The 17987-nt window shown below is 69.0% G+C and carries 17 protein-coding genes; 11 read left to right on the top strand and 6 right to left on the bottom strand.

The window, feature by feature from the left end; translation table 11 throughout:
• Positions 1–116: 116 nt before the first annotated feature.
• A complete protein-coding gene (locus JJB11_RS22945) occupies positions 117–1166 on the top strand; it encodes a UDP-glucuronic acid decarboxylase family protein (protein ID WP_201177046.1) in 1050 nt (349 codons plus the stop codon).
• A complete protein-coding gene (locus JJB11_RS22940; RefSeq protein ID WP_201177045.1) occupies positions 1163–2152 on the top strand; it encodes a glycosyltransferase family protein in 990 nt (329 codons plus the stop codon). The genes JJB11_RS22945 and JJB11_RS22940 overlap by 4 nt, the downstream gene beginning before the upstream one ends.
• Here the strand turns inward: JJB11_RS22940 and JJB11_RS22935 are convergent.
• The 3 genes from JJB11_RS22935 to JJB11_RS22925 are packed head-to-tail and all read right to left on the bottom strand — an operon-like array spanning position 2127 to position 4829.
• Positions 2127–2729 carry a histidine phosphatase family protein gene (locus tag JJB11_RS22935; RefSeq protein WP_201177044.1) on the bottom strand — a complete coding sequence of 201 codons (603 nt, stop codon included), beginning with the start codon at positions 2727–2729 and terminating at the stop codon, positions 2127–2129. The two genes, JJB11_RS22940 and JJB11_RS22935, sit on opposite strands and share 26 nt — an antisense overlap.
• Positions 2726–3661 (bottom strand): glycoside hydrolase 5 family protein, encoded by a 936-nt coding sequence (locus JJB11_RS22930; protein ID WP_201177043.1) that lies wholly within the window; start codon positions 3659–3661, stop codon positions 2726–2728. The genes JJB11_RS22935 and JJB11_RS22930 overlap by 4 nt, the downstream gene beginning before the upstream one ends.
• Before the next feature lie 16 nt (positions 3662–3677).
• Positions 3678–4829 (bottom strand): inositol-3-phosphate synthase, encoded by a 1152-nt coding sequence (locus JJB11_RS22925; RefSeq protein ID WP_201177041.1) that lies wholly within the window; start codon positions 4827–4829, stop codon positions 3678–3680.
• Positions 4830–5010: 181 nt separating this feature from the next.
• Here JJB11_RS22925 and JJB11_RS22920 point away from each other — a divergent pair, with 181 nt between their 5' ends.
• Genes JJB11_RS22920 through JJB11_RS22880 form a run of 9 tightly spaced genes read left to right on the top strand, consistent with a single transcriptional unit; the run spans position 5011 to position 14556 of the window.
• Positions 5011–6231 carry an NAD-dependent epimerase/dehydratase family protein gene (locus tag JJB11_RS22920; RefSeq protein ID WP_201965056.1) on the top strand — a complete coding sequence of 407 codons (1221 nt, stop codon included), beginning with the start codon at positions 5011–5013 and terminating at the stop codon, positions 6229–6231.
• Positions 6228–7310, top strand: a complete 1083-nt coding sequence (locus JJB11_RS22915; RefSeq protein WP_201177039.1) for an SDR family NAD(P)-dependent oxidoreductase — start codon at positions 6228–6230, stop codon at positions 7308–7310. Before JJB11_RS22920 ends, JJB11_RS22915 begins: the two co-directional genes overlap by 4 nt.
• Entirely contained in the window at positions 7310–8281 is a 972-nt protein-coding gene (locus JJB11_RS22910) for an MDR/zinc-dependent alcohol dehydrogenase-like family protein (protein WP_201965055.1), read from the top strand. The genes JJB11_RS22915 and JJB11_RS22910 overlap by 1 nt, the downstream gene beginning before the upstream one ends.
• Positions 8278–9291, top strand: coding sequence for a Gfo/Idh/MocA family protein (locus tag JJB11_RS22905; RefSeq protein WP_201177031.1), 1014 nt, complete (start codon positions 8278–8280; stop codon positions 9289–9291). Before JJB11_RS22910 ends, JJB11_RS22905 begins: the two co-directional genes overlap by 4 nt.
• Positions 9281–10396, top strand: a complete 1116-nt coding sequence (locus JJB11_RS22900; protein WP_201177029.1) for a glycosyltransferase family 4 protein — start codon at positions 9281–9283, stop codon at positions 10394–10396. Before JJB11_RS22905 ends, JJB11_RS22900 begins: the two co-directional genes overlap by 11 nt.
• Complete coding sequence (locus tag JJB11_RS22895; RefSeq protein WP_201177027.1) at positions 10387–11514, top strand: CgeB family protein; 1128 nt, start codon at positions 10387–10389, stop codon at positions 11512–11514. The genes JJB11_RS22900 and JJB11_RS22895 overlap by 10 nt, the downstream gene beginning before the upstream one ends.
• A 23-nt stretch (positions 11515–11537) precedes the next feature.
• Positions 11538–12647 (top strand): glycosyltransferase family protein, encoded by a 1110-nt coding sequence (locus tag JJB11_RS22890; RefSeq protein ID WP_201965054.1) that lies wholly within the window; start codon positions 11538–11540, stop codon positions 12645–12647.
• Positions 12644–13717 (top strand): CgeB family protein, encoded by a 1074-nt coding sequence (locus JJB11_RS22885; protein ID WP_201177025.1) that lies wholly within the window; start codon positions 12644–12646, stop codon positions 13715–13717. The genes JJB11_RS22890 and JJB11_RS22885 overlap by 4 nt, the downstream gene beginning before the upstream one ends.
• Positions 13718–13734: 17 nt before the next feature.
• Positions 13735–14556: a TIGR04290 family methyltransferase gene (locus JJB11_RS22880; RefSeq protein ID WP_201177023.1), complete on the top strand. Its 822-nt coding sequence runs from the start codon at positions 13735–13737 to the stop codon at positions 14554–14556.
• 10 nt (positions 14557–14566) lie between these two features.
• Here JJB11_RS22880 and JJB11_RS22875 read toward each other — a convergent pair whose 3' ends face one another.
• The 3 genes from JJB11_RS22875 to JJB11_RS22865 all read right to left on the bottom strand — a co-directional run bounded on the left by JJB11_RS22875 (position 14567) and on the right by JJB11_RS22865 (position 17963).
• Positions 14567–15637, bottom strand: coding sequence for a D-alanyl-D-alanine carboxypeptidase family protein (locus JJB11_RS22875; protein ID WP_201177021.1), 1071 nt, complete (start codon positions 15635–15637; stop codon positions 14567–14569).
• A gap of 61 nt (positions 15638–15698) precedes the next feature.
• Positions 15699–16712 carry an adenosine deaminase gene (locus JJB11_RS22870; RefSeq protein ID WP_201177019.1) on the bottom strand — a complete coding sequence of 338 codons (1014 nt, stop codon included), beginning with the start codon at positions 16710–16712 and terminating at the stop codon, positions 15699–15701.
• An 81-nt stretch (positions 16713–16793) separates the two neighbouring features.
• Entirely contained in the window at positions 16794–17963 is a 1170-nt protein-coding gene (locus JJB11_RS22865; RefSeq protein WP_201177017.1) for a BMP family ABC transporter substrate-binding protein, read from the bottom strand.
• Between the last annotated feature and the right edge of the window lie 24 nt (positions 17964–17987).

Raw genomic sequence — 17987 nt, 5'->3', positions numbered from 1 at the left:
TTTCTCCCAAGCGATGAGTTTCATCACCCCACGGAAACATGGAGTTTGCGTATAAAGAAACCCGAAGCACCGCAAGGAGTGCTTCGACAAAATTCATCGAACAGGGAACAACGAGCATGCGCAAGTACAACGGCAGCAGCACCGTCCTGGTCACGGGCGGTGCTGGATTCCTTGGGAGCCACCTCTGTGACCGCCTCGTAGCCCAAGGGCACCACGTCATCTGTGCCGACAACTTCTTCACCGGAACCAAGGACAACATCGAGCACCTGCTGAGCCATCCCCGCTTCGAACTGCTGCGCCACGACGTCACGGTTCCCCTGCATGTCGAGGTGGACGAGATCTACAACCTCGCGTGCCCCGCTTCCCCGGTGCACTACCAGCACGACCCCATCCAGACCACCAAGACCAGCGTCATCGGCGCGATGAACATGCTGGGCCTCGCGAAGCGCACGCGCGCCCGCATCTTCCAGGCTTCCACCAGCGAGGTGTACGGCGACCCCAGCTATCACCCGCAACCGGAAGGCTACTGGGGCAACGTCAATCCGATCGGTCCGCGCAGCTGTTACGACGAAGGCAAGCGTTGTGCGGAAACGCTGTTCTTCGATTACCACCGCCAGTTCGGTGTGGACATCCGCATCGGCCGCATCTTCAATACCTACGGTCCGCGCATGCATCCCAACGATGGGCGCGTCGTATCGAACTTCATCGTGCAGGCCTTGAAGGGGCAGCCGATCACTGTCTACGGCAAGGGCCAGCAGACGCGCAGCTTCTGCTACGTGGACGACCTGGTGGAGGGCTTCCTGCGCTTCATGGCGCTGGACAGCGACTGCCCCGGCCCCATCAATCTCGGGAATCCCGGCGAGTTCACCATCCTCGCGCTGGCGAAGCAGGTGATCGAGCTGACCGGATCGAAGTCGAAGATCGTGTTCGCGGAACTGCCGGTGGACGACCCGGTGCGGCGGCGCCCGGACATCACGCTGGCGCAGGAGAAGCTGAACTGGGAGCCGACCGTGCAGCTCACCGAGGGCCTGAAGAAGACCATCACCTATTTCGACAAGCTGCTCACGCGGGCCGCCGCCACGCATGTCGCCGCCAACGTGAAACCCTCCAGCCGGCGCGTCAATTCGCGCAACGGCAACGGCCGTCGCGCCGTGCTGGCCGCTTGAGCGACGACAGCCTGCCCGACGTCTCCGGCGACTGGTTCGCCGCCATGCGGCGCGGCGACTGGGAAGCCGCGTGGCGTGCCACCGACCGCATCGAACTGCCGCGGCGCGCGCGGCAGGGCACGCCCGGCTTTTGCCGCCGTCCCGAACAGCTGCGCTGGGACGGCACGCCGACCCAGGGGCGCAGCGTGATCGTGCGCTGCGAGCACGGGCTGGGCGACACTCTGCAGTTCATGCGCTTCCTGCCCGAGCTGGGGGCGGCACGCCTGCACTTCCTGGTGCAGCCGCCGCTGGTGGACCTGCTGCGCGGCGTTCCGGGCCTGGGCGAGGTCCGCAACTACTGGACCGACGACCCGCTGCCGCCGCACGAGGTCGACCTGGAGGTGATGGAGCTCGCCTATGCCTTGCGCATGACGCTCGAGCGCTTGCCGCCGCCGCCCTCCGCGCAGTTGCGCAGCCGGCTGCCCCAGCCGCGCGACAAGACCGTGCCCGACGACGACCGCTTGCGCGTGGGCCTGGTGTGGGCGTCGAGTCCGTGGGACACGACGCGCTCCATCGGCCTGCAGGCCCTGGCACCGCTGTTCGCGCTGCCGGAGATCCGTTTCTTCTCGCTGCAACAAGGCGAGCCCGCGCACGATCCGCTGCTGCAGGGCCTGGACATCGAGATCCTCTCGCCGCACACGACCGATGTGCGCGCGGCCGCCGCGGCGATGTGCGCGCTGGACCTGGTGATCGCCGTCGACGCGATGCCCGTGCACCTGGCCGGCACGCTGGGCGTGCCCACGTGGGTGCTGCTGAAGCACCAGGCGGACTGGCGCTGGATGCAGGGTCGCGACGACACACCGTGGTATCCGGCGCTGCGCCTGTTTCGCCAGCCGCAGCCGGGGGACTGGGATGCGGTCGCGCAGCGCGTTGCCGCTGCCTTGCACGAGCGCGCACTGGCGCACGCCGGGCGCGCCCGCCTCAGCGAAGCGGTCCCAGCACGTTGAGCTGCTTCAGCTTGCGCCAGTCCTCGGCCAGGTCCAGCTGCGTAAGGGAAGCCGGCGCAATGTCGAAGCGCTCCAGGTCGTCGAGCGACATGCCCAGGCAGGTGGCGACCACCGACTTGATGACGTCGCCATGCGAGACGACCAGCACCGTGCCCTGCGGGAAGCGCTCCCGGATGTCGTGCAGTGCCGCCATCGCACGGCGCGGCACATCGGCAAAGGGCTCGCCTCCCGGCGGGTGGGCGCTGCCCCGGCGCTCGCACCAGTGCCGCCACGGTGCGCCAAGCGCCTCCAGCTCGTCGAACATCATGCCGACCCAGTCGCCCATGTCGACCTCGTCGATGCCCGGATGCTCGTGAATGGTCATCCCGCGCGCCGCGGCCAGCGGCTCCAGCGTCTGCCGGGTGCGCGGCTGCGGACTGCACCAGAGCGCGTCGAGGTGCACGCCTTGGAGTCGCTCGGGCAACTCGCGCGCCTGCTGCCGGCCCAGCTCGTTCAGCGAGACGTCGGGCTGCCGCCCGGCGATGCCGCGCCCGACCCAGTCGTGCATCGCATGGCGGGCGACCAGGAAGGTGGTCACGCGAGCGCAGCGAGAGGCCGCACCGCCTCGACCGGCGTGGCCGTGCTGCCGACATAACGCCGCACCATGCGGGCGCAGAATTCCGCAAACTCGCCGGGCACCAGGGGCGCGCTGGTGTGGTGCGGCTGGATCCCGCGGTGCTCGGGCGTGAAGCAGAAGGTGACGGTCACGTCGAAGTCGTCCAGCGCCGCCATCTGCCGGTCGAACCACGCATCGGCGTCGGGACGGAAGCTGTCGGCCCAGCTCAGTCCGGTGCGCAGCTTCCTCACGCCCAGCTTCTTCAGCCAGCGCACCGCGTCCTCGAGCCGATGGTCCTCGTAGTGGAACCACTGGCAGATGCCGAACTCGGGCGTGTACTCGGCGAAGTGGCGCGCAGCGAGCTTGGGCGTGCCGTCCTCGCGCAGCAGGCCCATGTAGAAGTGGCGGTAGTAGCTCGAGCCTTCTGCCTCGCGATGCCGCGTCGTGGCAGGCCAGGCTTTAGGCAGGTCGTAGAGCGAATACCAGTGGACACGCGGCACGCGGCCGGACAGTAGTTCCGCGGTCCGCTTCAGGCCCCACTCCTGCACTTCCTCGGCGCCAAAGGTGGAGACACCGACTTCGGTCACCCACACCGGCAGCTTCGTCACGGCTTCGATCTCCGCGATGCGTTCGGGCCAGGCGTCGATCTGCCAGTTGTTCCAGTCCAGCGGAAAGCCATGCACCGCGACGGCGTCGACCTGATCCAGCACGCCTTGGCCGGCGAGGTTCTGGATGAAGCCGGCGTCGATCGGCGAGATGCCGCCCAGCACCCTGGTGAGTCCGGGCGCTTCGGCGCTCACCGCGGAAGAGGCGAGCTTCACCATCTCCGCGAACCGGATCCAGCCCGGATCGACTTCAGGGTCCCAGTGCGACTTGTTGTTCGGTTCGTTCCAGAACTTGACGGCTTCGATCATGGTGGCGGTGGGGTCCTTAATCGTTCTTCTGCTGCACGGTGAGCGTCTCGGCCTCGCCTTCGCCGGTAGCGCGCTTCTTCGGCTCGGGCACGACCGTTTCGTCGCCGCGGATGAAAGCTTCCACGAGCTCGCGAGCCTCGTCGTCGGTGAACTGCAGCGGCGGCGACTTCATGTAGTAGCTCGACGGCCCGTTGAGCGCGCCACCGATGCCGCGGTCGAGCGCGATCTTGGCGCAGCGGATCGCGTCGATCACCACGCCGGCGGAGTTGGGCGAGTCCCATACCTCCAGCTTCAGCTCGCAGCTGAGGGGCACGTTGCCGAAGGAGGTGCCTTCCATGCGGATGAACGCGAACTTGCGGTCGGTGAGCCAGGGCACGTAGTCGCTGGGCCCGACGTGCACGTCGCGCTCCTTCATCGGATGCCCGAGCTGGCTGGTGACAGCCTGCGTCTTGGAGATCTTCTTGGACGCGAGTCGCTCGCGCTCCAGCATGTTCAGGAAATCGGTGTTGCCGCCGACGTTGAGCTGGTAGGTGCGCTCGACCTTCACGCCGCGTTTGCGGAACAGGTCGGTGAGCATGCGGTGCACGATGGTCGCGCCCACCTGCGACTTGATGTCGTCGCCGATGATGGGCAGCCGCCGCTGCGCGAAGCGCTTGTTCCAGTACGGCTGCGATGCGATGAAGACCGGAATGCAGTTGACGAAGCCGCAGCCTGCTTCCAGCACCTGCTCGACATACCACTTGGTCGCCATTTCCGAGCCGACCGGCAGATACGAAACGACTACATCCGTTTTCGTCGACTTCAAGATACCGACGATGTCATCCGTGCTGCGATCGGACTTGGGCACCACATCCTTGAGATAAGTACCCAGCCCGTCGTGGGTCATGCCGCGGTAGACCGGCGCATTCAGGTGCGGCACTTCGGCGAAGCGGATCGTGTTGTTCGGCTCGGCAAGGATGGCCTCGCTCAGGTCGAGCCCCACCTTGTGGGCACTGACGTCGAACGCGGCCGTGAACTCGATGTCGCGCGGATGGTAGCCGCCGAGCTCCACATGCATGAGGCCGGGGACGAAATCGTCGGGGGCCGCGTCGGCGTAGAACTGCACGCCCTGCACCAACGACGAAGCGCAATTGCCGACGCCGATGATGGCGACGCGGATCTTGCTCATGTTGTTCTCCCTTTTTGTCTGCTGCCTTATCGAGCGCTGCGCTGGGCCCGGCTCAGCGACAACGAGCATGGGCATCGTACATACAAGCTGCTCTGCCATGCGCGATTTCCAACATTTTGTTCAAAACGGCCCCGTCGGTTGAGCCATGCACCTAACATGAAGCATCGACAACAAGACAGGGATGCCTTCGATGCAAAAGGTGTTGATCACGGGAGGCGCTGGTTTCATCGGCTCGCACCTGGCCGACGAGTTGCTGGCGCATGGCTATCGCGTTCGCGTGCTGGATTCGTTGGACCCGCAGGTCCACGGCGAGGGCCGACGACGGCCCGACTACCTGGCCAAGGACGTGGAGCTGGTCGTCGGTGACGTGAACGATCGCGAGAAGGTCGATGAAGCATTGAAGGGCGTCGACGCGGTCTACCACTTTGCTGCCGCGGTCGGCGTCGGCCAGAGCATGTACGAGGTCGCGCATTACACGCGCGTCAACAACCTCGGCACCGCGGTCGTGCTGGAGGCGCTGACCAAGAATCCGGTCGAGCGGCTGATCGTCGCATCGAGCATGAGCCTCTATGGCGAAGGTCTCTACCGCGGCCACTCGGGCGGACCGCGTATGGTCGGCGAGCGCACGCTGGAGCAGCTCAAGTCCGGGCAATGGGAGTTCCTTGCCGAAGACGGCAGCGTGTTGCAACCGATGCCCACGCCGGAGACCAAGCAGCCGGCGCTGGCTTCCGTGTACGCCTTGTCGAAGTACGACCAGGAGCGCTTGTGCCTGATGATCGGCCGTGCGTACAACATCCCGACCGTAGCCCTGCGCTTCTTCAACGCGTACGGCCCGCGGCAGGCGCTGTCGAACCCGTACACGGGCGTGCTGGCCATCTTCGCCTCGCGCCTGATGAACGACAACCCGCCGGCCATCTTCGAAGACGGCCTGCAGCAGCGCGACTTCGTGAGCGTGTACGACATCGCCCGCGCGTGCCGCCTTGCGCTGGAAACGCCGGACGCGGCCGGCGAAACCTTCAACATCGGCAGCGGCCAGCCGCGCACGGTGCGCGAGATCGCGGCCAAGCTGGCGAAGGTCGTCGGCAAGGAGAACGTGCAGCCGGAAATCCTGGGCAAGTACCGGGTCGGCGACATCCGCCATTGCTACGCCGACATCGGAAAGGCCCAGCGCATCCTCGGCTACGCGCCCCAGGTGCAGCTGGAGGACGGACTGGTCGAACTGGCCTCCTGGCTCGCCAGCCAGCCCGCGGTCGATCGCGTGGCGCAGGCGAGCGCGGAGCTCAACGCACGCGGACTGACGGTGAGCGCCGACCGCGCACCTGAAGCGCCCCCCGCCGGCGGCGCGCCCGCAGAGACGGAGCTGGCCGCGCAGCGGACCAGCCTCGGGGAGGACCTGCGGTGACGGAGCCGACGACCCTGATCACGGGCGGCGCCGGCTTCGTCGGCTGCAACCTCGCGCACCGGCTGCTCGCGCAAGGCCGCCGGGTGCGCGTGCTGGACAACCTCTCGCGTCCGGGCGTCGAGCAGAACCTGCAGTGGCTGCGACAGCAGCACGGCAAGCTGCTCGAATTCGTCCTTGCCGACGTGCGCGACGCCGCAGCTGTGAACCAGGCCGTCAACGGGGCGCAGCAGGTGTTCCACTTCGCGGCGCAGGTCGCGGTGACCACCAGCCTGGAGAACCCGCGCGAGGACTTCGAGGTCAACGCCCTGGGCACCTTCAACGTGCTCGAGGCGGCGCGCGCACGCCCGGTGGCCCCGGCCGTCTTCCTCACTTCCACCAACAAGGTCTACGGCGGCCTGGAGGACCTGGAACTGTCGGTGCAGGGCCAGCGCTACCTTCCGGTGGATGCGGGCGTCGCAGCCAGCGGCATCGGCGAGCAGCGTCCGCTGGACTTCCACAGCCCCTACGGCTGCTCCAAGGGCACGGCCGACCAGTACGTCGTCGACTACGCGCGCAGCTACGGCATGACCACGCTCGTGTTCCGCATGAGTTGCATCTACGGGCCGCGCCAGTTCGGCACCGAGGACCAGGGCTGGGTCGCGCACTTCATCCTGCGCGCCTTGCGCGGCGAGCGCATCACGCTCTACGGCGACGGCATGCAGGTGCGCGACGTGCTCTATGTCGACGACCTGGTGGACGCGTTCCTGCTGGCCGAACAGAACGCGCAGCGCCTCAAGGGCCGCGCGTTCAACATGGGCGGCGGGCCGCGCAACGCGATCAGCCTGCAGGACTTGCTGGACCGCATCGAGCAGCTGCATGGCCAGCGTCCTGCGATCGCCCATGACGCGTGGCGAACCGGCGACCAGCGCTACTACGTGTCCGACACCTCCAGCTTCCAGCGCGAGACCGGCTGGCAGCCGAAGGTGGGCGCGACCGAGGGCATCGGCCTGCTGTTCGACTGGCTGGCGGCCCGCCACGCCCAGCGCGGTGCGGTGGCTGCGGCCAACGCGACGGCGGCGGTCGCCGCGGGAGCGCACTGATGGCGGGGTCGCAGATGCAGGCCGCCGTGCTGGGCGGACCGGGCCAGGCGGCGGTGCAGAGCATCGCGCCGCCGGAACCCGGACCCGGCCAGGTCCTCGTGCGCATGGAGGGCTCGGGCGTGTGCGCGTCCAGCCTGCCGCTGTGGGAAGGCCGCGAATGGTTCACGTACCCGCAGCCGCCCGGTGCGCCCGGGCATGAAGGCTGGGGCCGGGTCGCCGCACTCGGGGAAGGCGTGCAGGGCCTGGAGGTCGGCGACCGCATCGCCGCCCTCAGCTACCGCGCGCACGCGGAGTACGACGTCGCCGATGCGGGCTCGGTCGTGAAGCTGCCCGATGCGCTCGCCGACACGGCGGTGCTGGGCGAGCCGCTGGGCTGCGCCACCAACATCTTCCAGCGCAGCGAGATCCGCGCGGGCCAGACCGTGGCGATCGTCGGCATCGGTTTCCTCGGTGCCCTGCTCACGCAACTGGCGAAGCATGCCGGCGCACGCGTGATCGCGCTGTCGCGCCGGCCGTTCTCGCTGGAATTCGCGAAGCAGGCCGGCGCCGACCACACGATCCTGATGGACGACCACTGGAAGATCCTGGAGAAGGTGAAGGCGCTCACCGACGGCAAGTGGTGCCAGCGCGTGATCGAGTGCACCGGCCTGCAATGGCCGCTGGACCTCGCGGGCGAACTGACGGCCGAACGCGGCCGCCTGGTCATCGCCGGCTACCACCAGGACGGGCTGCGGCAGGTGAACCTGCAGTTGTGGAACTGGCGCGGCATCGACGTCATCAATGCGCACGAACGCGACCCGCAGGCCTACGTCGATGGCATGAAGCGCGCCGTGCAGTGGATAGGCGAAGGCCGCATGGACCCCACGCCGCTCTACACGCACAAGCTGCCGCTGGACCGCCTCGGCGAGGCGCTCGAACTCACGCGCACCCGTCCCGACGGATTCATGAAAGCCCTGGTCACGACCGCATGAGCCCAAGCAACAACAACAACAAGAACGAACTCCCCCGCCTCGGCTTCCTGGGCCTTGGCTGGATCGGCCTGAACCGCATGCAGGCGATGCTCGCCGAAAACGCCTGCCAGGTGGCGGCCATCGCCGATCCTTCGGCGGAGATGCGGGAGCGCGCAGCGCAGGCTGCACCGGGCGCGGTGGCGCTCTCCAGCCTCGACGAGCTGCTGCTGCAGGACCTGGACGGGGTCGTGATCGCGACGCCCAGCGCGCTGCACGCGCAGCAGTCGCTCGCGGCGCTGTGGCGCGGGCTGGCGGTGTTCTGCCAGAAGCCGCTCGCGCGCACGGCCGGCGAGAACCAGGCGATCATCGATGCGGCGCGCCAGGCCGATCGCCTGCTCGGTTGCGACCTCTCCTATCGCCATACCGAGGCGATGCGGCGCATCCGCAATGCGGTGGTCGAAGGCGAACTCGGCTCCGTCTATGCGGTGGATCTCCTGTTCCACAACGCCTACGGGCCCGACAAGTCGTGGGCGCGCGACCCGGCGCTGGCCGGCGGCGGCTGCGCCATCGACCTGGGCATCCACCTCGTGGACCTGGCGCTGTGGACGCTGGGCTTCCCCGAGGTCACGAACGTCAGCAGCCGGCTGTACGCGCAAGGCCAGCAGCTGCCCGCGGGCAGCGCGCAGGTCGAGGACTATGCAGTGGCGCAGTTCGACCTCGCCAACGGCTGCGTGGTGCGCATGGCCTGCTCGTGGAACCTGCCCTTCGGCCGCGACGCGGCGATCGAGGCGCACTTCCACGGCACGCGCGGCGGCGCTGCGATGACCAACGTCAACGGCTCCTTCTACGACTTCGCCGCCGCACGCTTCCAGGGCACGCAGCACATTCCGCTCGCGGACCCGCCGGATGCCTGGGGCGGCCGCGCCGCGGTCGATTGGGCGCGACGCCTCGCCGGCGGCGCGCGCTACGACAAGTCCATCGAGACGCTGGTGCAGGTCGCCACCGTGCTGGACCGCGTGTATGGCCGCTAAGCGAGCGCCGCGCGTCCTGCTGACGGCGGACACCGTGGGCGGCGTCTGGACCTATGCGGTCGAACTGGCACGCGCGCTAGCCGCGCGCGGCGTGCGCGTGGCGATCGCCACGATGGGCGCGCCACTGGCGCCGCACCAGCGCGCCGCACTCGCGGACTGCCGCGCGGTGACGGTCTTCGAAAGCAGCTTCCGGCTGGAGTGGATGCAGGAGCCCTGGGACGACGTAGCCGCCGCCGGCGAATGGCTGCTGGCGCTGGAGCGCGACCTGCGCCCCGACCTCGTGCACCTGAACCAGTACGCCTTCGGCGCCCTGCCCTTGCGCGCACCCAAGCTGGTCGTGGCGCACTCGTGCGTCGCCTCGTGGTGGCGCGCGGTGCATGGCGAGCCGGCGCCCGCGAGCTGGAACGTCTATCGCGAGCGCGTGCGCCAGGGCCTGGCCGGCGCGGCCGCCGTCGCCGCGCCGACGCGCGCAATGCTCGACGCGCTGCGCCTGGAATACAGCTGGCAGGGCCCGGACCGCGTGCTGGCCAACGGTTGCGTGCCCGGCCAGTTCGCACCCGCGCCCAAGCAGGAGCGCATCCTCGCCGCGGGCCGCTTCTGGGACGCGGCCAAGAACCTGCAGGCGCTGGAGCAGGCCGCGCCGGGCCTGCCCTGGCCCGTCTGCGTGGCGGGCTCGGCTGCGCATCCCGACGGCGGCGTCGTGCAGCCGCAGGCAGTGCGCTTCCTCGGCGAGTTGCCGCGCATGGCGTTGGCACGCGAGCTCGCCGAAGCCGCGATCTACGCCCTGCCCGCGCGCTACGAACCCTTCGGGCTCTCGGTGCTCGAGGCAGCGCTGAGCGGCTGCGCCCTGGTGCTGGGCGACATCGCCAGCCTGCGAGAAGTTTGGGGCGCCGCGGCGCGCTACGTGTCGCCGGACGATCCCTGCGCCTTGCACGCGGCGCTGCGCGACCTGATCGCCGACCCGGCCGAACGCGCGCGCCTCGCCGCGGCAGCCCAGGCACGCGCGCAGCGCTACACGGCCCGTGCCATGTGCGACGCCTACCTCGCCTGCTATGCGGAAGTGGCGCCGCAATTCGCCACGACGGAGGAACCGGCATGCGCGTGACGGTGTTCTGCCATTCGCTGGTCTCGGACTGGAACCACGGCAACGCACACTTCCTGCGCGGCGTCTGCACCGACCTGATCGCGCGCGGCCACGAGGTGCGCGTGTACGAACCTGCCGATGCCTGGAGCGTGAGCAACCTGGTCGCTGAACACGGCACGGCGCCGCTGGACGGTTTCGCGCGCGCCTACCCGCTGCTGCACAGCACGCGCTACCAGCCCGACACGCTGGACCTCGACGCCGCCCTGGCCGACGCCGACCTGGTGCTGGTGCACGAATGGAGCGACCACGGGCTCGTGAAGCGCATCGGCGAGCACCGCCACGCCAACGGCCACTACCGCCTGCTGTTCCACGACACGCACCACCGCGCCGTCACCCAGCCGGACAGCATGGCCGCCTACGACCTGCGCCACTACGACGGCGTGCTGGCCTTCGGCAGCGCGATCCGCGACCTCTACCAGCGCCAGGGCTGGTGCGAGCGCGCCTGGACCTGGCACGAGGCCGCCGACCCGCGCGTGTTCCATCCGATCGCGGGCGCCGAGCGGGCCGGCGACCTGGTCTGGATCGGCAACTGGGGCGACGAGGAACGCACGGCCGAACTGCACGAGTTCCTGCTCGATCCCGTGAAGAGCCTGGGCCTGCAGGCGCGCATCCACGGCGTGCGCTATCCGCAGCACGCGCTGGATGCCTTGCGCGACGCGGGCATCGCCTACGCGGGCTGGCTGCCGAACTACGAGGCTCCCCAGGTGTTCGCGCGCTACTGCGTCACCGTGCACGTGCCGCGCCGTCCCTACGTGCAGGCGCTGCCGGGCATCCCCACCATCCGGGTGTTCGAGGCGCTGGCCTGCGGCATCCCGCTGGTGTCCGCGCCCTGGGACGACTGCGAAGGCCTGTTCGAGCCGGGCGCCGATTTCCTGGTGGCGCGCGACGGCCAGCAGATGCGCGCGCACCTGCGCGATGTGCTGCACGACGCGGCGCTCGCCCGGTCGCTCGCGGAGCACGGCTTGCGCACCATCCTCGCGCGCCACACGTGCGCGCACCGGGTGGACGAACTGCTGGCCATCCATGCCGAGCTCGGGCCGCCGCGGGCGCACTCGGCAGCGCTCTCCGGCCTGGCGTGACGAGGCGGAACAAAGACAAGGGAGTGAACAGCAAGATGAAGATCGCGTTCTTCGCGTCCAGCCTGGTGTCGGCGTACTGGAACGGCGCCGCCACCTATTACCGCGGCATCGTCCGGGCCCTGCACGAGCGCGGGCACCAGGTCACCTTCTACGAACCCGACGCCTACGACCGGCAGAAGCACCGGGACATGGCCGACCCGCCCTGGGCCAAGGTGGTCGTCTATTCCGCGGCGTCGGAAGCGGACGTGCTCGCGACCGTGGAACAGGCGCGCGGCGCCGACCTGGTCGTCAAGGCCAGCGGCGTCGGGGTGCACGACGAACTGCTGGAACGCGCGGTGCTGGACCTGCAGGCCCCCGGCACGCTGGTCGCCTTCTGGGACGTCGATGCGCCCGCGACGCTCGACCGCGTGCACGCCAACGCGGCCGATCCCTTCCTGCCGCTGGTGCCGCGCTACGACATCGTGCTCACCTACGGCGGCGGCGAGCCCGTGCGCCAGGCCTACCTCGGGCTCGGCGCGCGCGACTGCGTGCCGATCTACAACGCGCTGGACCCGAGCACGCACCACCCCGTGCCGCCGGAGCCCCGCTTCCAGTGCGACCTGGCCTTCCTGGGCAATCGCCTGCCGGACCGCGAAGCCCGCGTGGAGGAGTTCTTCCTGCGCGCCGCGGCGCAGTTGCCGCAGCAACGCATGCTGCTCGGTGGCAGCGGCTGGGGCGACAAGCCGCTGCCGGCGAACGTGCAGTACCTGGGCCACGTCTACACCGCCGACCACAACGCCTTCAACTGCACGCCGCGGGCGGTGCTCAATGTCAGCCGCGAGAGCATGGCGCGCTATGGCTTCTCGCCCGCCACGCGCGTGTTCGAAGCGGCGGGCGCCGCTGCCTGCCTGATCACCGATGCCTGGGAAGGCCTGGAGACCTTCTTCGCGCCCGGACAGGAAGTGCTGGTGGCGCACAGCGGCGACGAGGTGGCCGGGCACGTGCGCACGCTCGATGCCAGCCGCGCCCGCGAGATCGGCCAGGCCGCGTACCGGCGGGTGCTGGCCGAACACACTTATGCGCATCGCGCGGCCCAGGTGGACGCCGTGCTGCAAGGCTGCGCCACGCAGGCTCCCCTGGCGGAGGCCGCATGAAGATCGTCATCCTGGGCCTGTCCATCACCTCGTCCTGGGGCAATGGCCACGCCACCACCTACCGCGGCCTGGTGCGCGAACTGGAGAAGCGCGGACACGAGGTGACCTTCCTGGAGCGCGACCAGCCCTGGTACGCGAGCAGCCGCGACCTGCCCGATCCGCCCTACGGCACCACGGTGCTGTACGGCAGCTTCGACGAACTGCGCGACACGCACGTGCACGCCGTGCGCGAGGCCGACCTGGTGATCGTCGGCTCCTACGTGCCGGACGGCGTGCGCGTGGGCGAATGGGTGCAGGACGAAGCCGAGGGCCTGACCGCCTTCTACGACATCGACACGCCGGTCACGCTGGCGAAGATGACGCGCGGCGACTTCGAGTACCTGCACCCGCGGCAGATCCCCGGCTACGACCTGTACCTGTCCTTCACCGGCGGGCCGACGCTCAAGCGGCTGCAGCGCGAGTACGGCTCGCCGCGCGCGCGCGCCCTGTACTGCTCGGTGGACCCGGAGCTCTATTTCCCCGAGCACGCGCCGCTGCAATGGGACCTGGGCTACATGGGCACCTACAGCGACGACCGCCAGCCGAGCGTGGATGCGTTCCTGCTGGAGCCCGCGCGGCACGAACCCGGGCGCAAGTTCATCGTCGCTGGTCCGCAGTACCCCGACACCGGGCGCTGGCCCGCGAATGTCACGCACCAGCCGCACCTGCCGCCGGCGCAGCACCGCGCCTTCTACAACAGCCAGCGCTTCACGCTGAACGTGACGCGCAAGGACATGATCGCCGCGGGCTGGTCGCCCAGCGTGCGGCTGTTCGAGGCCGCGGCCTGCGGCACGCCCATCATCAGCGACCGCTGGCCCGGCCTGGAGTCGCTGCTGGTGCCGCACCAGGAAATCCTGCTGGTGGACCGCACCGAGGACGTGCTGGAGATCCTGCGCCGCACCGGCGAGGACGAGCGGCTGCGCATCGCCGAGCGGGCGCGCCAGCGGATCCTGGCGGAGCACACCGCCGCCCATCGCGCCGCCGAGGTGGAGCAGTACGCAGTCGAACTTCTGAGCGGCGTCGCCGCCTGATCGTTGGGGAAGGCAGCATGGCAAGCGAGCAAGAGCAATTGCAGCGCGAGATCGACGCGCTGGGACCCTGGTTCCACAACCTGCACCTGCCCGGCGGCGTGCAGACCGCGCCAGACCACTTCATCGGCGGCGACTTCCCGCGCTTCAAATGGGAGCAGATCCGCGGCTCCATCCCGCAGGACCTGACCGGCTGGCGCGTGCTGGACGTCGGCTGCAACGCGGGCTTCTACAGCTTCGAGCTGGCCCGCCGTGGCGCCAGCGTGCTGGCCATCGACATGGAGCCGCTCTATCTCACGCAGGCGAGGTGGGCGGCGAAGCAGTTCGGGCTGCAGGACCGCGTCGAGTTCCGCGAGATGCAGGTCTACGAGTTCGCGCGCACCGGCGAGCAGTTCGACCTGGTGTGGTTCATGGGCGTGTTCTACCACCTGCGCTATCCGCTGCTGGCGCTGGACATCCTGGCGCAGCGCACGAAGCGGATGATGGTGTTCCAGACGCTGGCCATGCCCGGCGAGGAGGTCTATCCCGACACGCAGGACCACCCGATCACCGAGCGCGAGCCGCTGCTGGACGCGGGCTGGCCCAAGATGGCTTTCATCGAGCACAAGTTCTCCGGCGACCGCACCAACTGGTGGGTGCCGAACCACGCCGGCATCGAAGCGATGCTGCGCTCCAGCGGCCTGCAGGTGGTCGGGCGTCCGGCGGGCGAGATCTACGTCTGCACGCCGAGCCCGGAGACGGCCGCCTGGAAGTGGGACACGCAGCTGCAGGCCGTGGTGGGAGCGGCGCCGGGCAGCACGCCGACCAGCGCGGCGCGCGAGACGGCGGACGCCTCGTCGTAGGAGTCTGCTGCTAGCTCGGAGCGGCGGCGCCCTTGTCCTCGGCGGTGAGATCGGGGTGCGCGCGCAGCCACGTGCGAACGTGCTCCGCATCGGTGAAGCGCGCGAGCGCACTCGCGGAGTCGAGGAACACCATGATCAGCTTGCGGCCGGCCAGCTTCGCCTGCAGGATCAGGCAGTCGCCGGCTTCGCGGATGTAGCCGGTCTTCTGCAGGCCGATGTCCCAGGTGCCGGCGCGCACGAGCCGGTTGGTGTTGACGTACTGCGTCGTGCCGTGGTCGGTCGCGAGGCGGTAGCCGGGCGAGGTCGTGTAGCGGCGCAGCAGCGGGTGCTCGTAGGCGGCGGCCGTGAGCAGGGCCAGGTCGTGCGCGCTGGACTGGTTCTCGCTGGAGAGGCCGGTCGGCTCCACGTAGGTGGTGTGCTCCATGCCCAATTGCCGCGCCTTCACGTTCATCGCGCTCACGAAGGCGCTCTCGCCGCCCGGATAGGTGCGTGCGAGGGCGTGCGCCGCCCGGTTCTCGCTGGACATGAGCGCCAGGTGCAGCGCCTCGCCGCGCGTGAGTTCGGTGCCGACCCGCAGGCGCGAGCTGCTGAACTTCAGGCGGTCGACGTCGCTGTCGTCGATGACGATCTTCTCGTCCATCGGCAACTGCGCTTCCGCGACGATCATGCCCGTCATCAGCTTGGTGAGCGACGCGATCGGGTGCACCACCTCTTCGTTGCGGCCCAGGAGCACTTCGCCGGTCTGCTGGTCGACGACGTAGGCGACGTTGGCGGTGATGCGCGGCGGCGCGTCGGGGTCGACGTGCGCCACGGCCCGGTGCACGTGCGCAGGCCGGTGCGCCCTGGCAAGGGCTTCGCCGCGGTGCGCAGCCTGGCGCCTCGAGACGGTCTTCCCGCGCACCGAAGACTTTCGCGCGACTTTCGCCGGATGGCTCGCGGGATGGGTCGTGGTGCGCTTCGCCGTCACGTGCCGGGTATGCGGCTGCGTGGCCTGGGCGGCGTCCAGGCCCAGCAGCATGCAAAGAGGAAGAAGGAGGGACAAGGCCCAGTGGGGGCCGCGGGTGGAGACTGCTCGCGTCATGTCCCAGTCAGTCACTTCCTACAGGAGGAAGTTCCCCGCGACCGGAACTTCCTGCGCGTTCTTAAACCACGTGCGTCGCGAACACTTCGTCCAGCCGCGCGATGGCGCGCTGCTTCTGCGACGCGTCGGCGAAGGAGCCCTCGAAGCTGTTGCGCGCGAGCCGGTACGCGTGCTGCGCATCCAGTCCGGTGGCCGCGAAGGTCTGCAGGAAGTTCGCGTTCATGTAGCCGCCGAAGTAGGCCGGATCGTCCGAGTTCACCGTGGCGCACAGGCCGGCGTCCAGCAGCTCGCGCAGGTTGTGCTGCGCGAGCGTGGGGAACACACACAGCTTCAGGTTGGACAGCGGGCACACGGTGAGCGGGATGCGGTCCTGCGCCAGGCGCTTCATCAGCGCCGGGTCCTTGGCGGACTGCACGCCGTGGTCGATGCGCTCCACGTGCAGCACGTCGAGCGCCGCCCACACGTACGCCGGCGGCCCCTCCTCGCCCGCGTGCGCGACGAGGTGCAGGCCTTGCTGGCGGCACTTCGCGAACACGCGCGCGAACTTCTCCGGCGGGTGCCCGAGCTCGCTGGAATCGAGGCCCACGCCGATGAAGTGCTCGCGAAAGGGAAGCGCCTGCTCCAGCGTCTCGAACGCATCCTCCTCGCTCAGGTGGCGCAGGAAGCACAGGATCAGTTCCGCCTCCACGCCGATCTTCTGCGCGTCGCGGCAGGCTCGGGACAGGCCGCGGATCACCGTCTCCATCGCCACGCCACGCGCGGTGTGCGTCTGCGGGTCGAAGAAGATCTCGGCCCGGATCACGTTCTCGGCGGCGGCCTTCTGCAGGTACGCCCAGGCCATGTCGTAGAAGTCCTGCTCGTGCAGCAGCACGCTGGCGCCCGCGTAGTAGATGTCCAGGAAGCTTTGCAGGTTGCTGAACGCGTAGGCGCGGCGCAGGTCCTCGACGCTGGCATACGGCAGGGCAACGCCATTGCGCTGCGCCAGCTGGAAGATCAGCTCGGGCTCGAGCGAGCCTTCGATGTGGATGTGCAGCTCCGCCTTGGGCATGGCGGCGAGCAGGGAGGGAAGGTTCATCGGCAAACTCCGAACGCGTTGCCCGCATTCTCGAAACACAAAGGGCCGCACGGAGGCGGCCCTTGCACATGGCGTGCGGGATTACTTCTTGTCGCTGCCGGGGACCTTGCCCTCGACGCCCTTGACGAAGAAGTTGATGCCGCCCAGGAACTTGTCGTCGGCGACCGCGTCCTTCGCCAGCACCTGCTTGCCGGTGTTGTCGGTGATCGGGCCCTTCCAGATCTCCAGGCTGCCGTCCTTCAGGCCCGCCTTGGCGGCCTCGAGCTTCTGCTTCACCGGATCGGGCACGTCGGAGGCGAGCGAGACGAAGTCGATCGCGCCTTCCTTCACGCCCCACCACGACTGGCCCGTCTGCCAGGTGTTGTTCAGGGCGTCGCTGATGGCCTTCTTGTAGTACGGCTCCCAGTTGATCACCGCGGAACCGAGGTGCGCCTTGGGACCGTAGGCGCTCATGTCGCTGTCCCAGCCGAAGGCGCGCTTGCCCATCTTCTCGGCGGTCTGCAGCACGGCCGACGAGTCGGTGTTCTGCATCAGCACGTCGGCGCCGCCGTTGATGAGGGCCGTCGCCGCTTCGGTTTCCTTTGGCGGATTGAACCAGTCACCGACCCACACGACCTTCGTCTTGATCTTGGGGTTCACGGACTGCGCGCCCAGGGTGAAGCTGTTGATGTTGCGCACCACCTCGGGGATAGGCACCGAGGCCACCACGCCCAGCGTGTTGGTCTTGGTCATGCCGCCCGCGACCACGCCGGCCATGTAGGCGCCCTGGTAGGTGCGGCTGTCGTAGGTGCGCAGGTTCTCGGCGGTCTTGTACCCGGTGGCGTGCTCGAACTTCACGTCCTTGTTGTCGGCCGCGACCTTGAGCATCGGCTCCATGTAGCCGAAGGTGGTGCCGAAGATCAGCTTGTTGCCCTGCGACACCATGTCGCGGAACACGCGCTCGGCGTCGGCGCCCTCGGGCACCTTCTCGACGAAGGAGGTCTCGATCTTGTCGCCGAACTCCTCGGCCACCTTCTTGCGCGCATTGTCGTGCGCGAAGGTCCAGCCGCCGTCGCCGACGGGGCCCACGTAGGCCCACGCCACCTTGAGCTTCTGCGGAGCGGGCGCCGGCGCGGGAGCCTGGGCCGCCGGTGCAGGCGCGGGTGCGGGGGCCGGCGCGGGAGTCTCCTGCTTGCTGCAGGCAGCCAAGCCCGCGACCGCAGCCACGAGGGCCGTTGCCTGGAGCAGCGCACGTTTCCTGGAGTCGATCATTGTTTTCCCCTCGTCGAGAGCGTT

This window comes from Ramlibacter ginsenosidimutans, assembly GCF_016654015.1.
In the GTDB taxonomy this organism is placed as follows: domain Bacteria; phylum Pseudomonadota; class Gammaproteobacteria; order Burkholderiales; family Burkholderiaceae_C; genus Ramlibacter; species Ramlibacter ginsenosidimutans.
The sequence above is the reverse complement of the archived record's forward strand: the minus strand, read 5'-3'. Positions and strand labels throughout refer to the sequence as shown.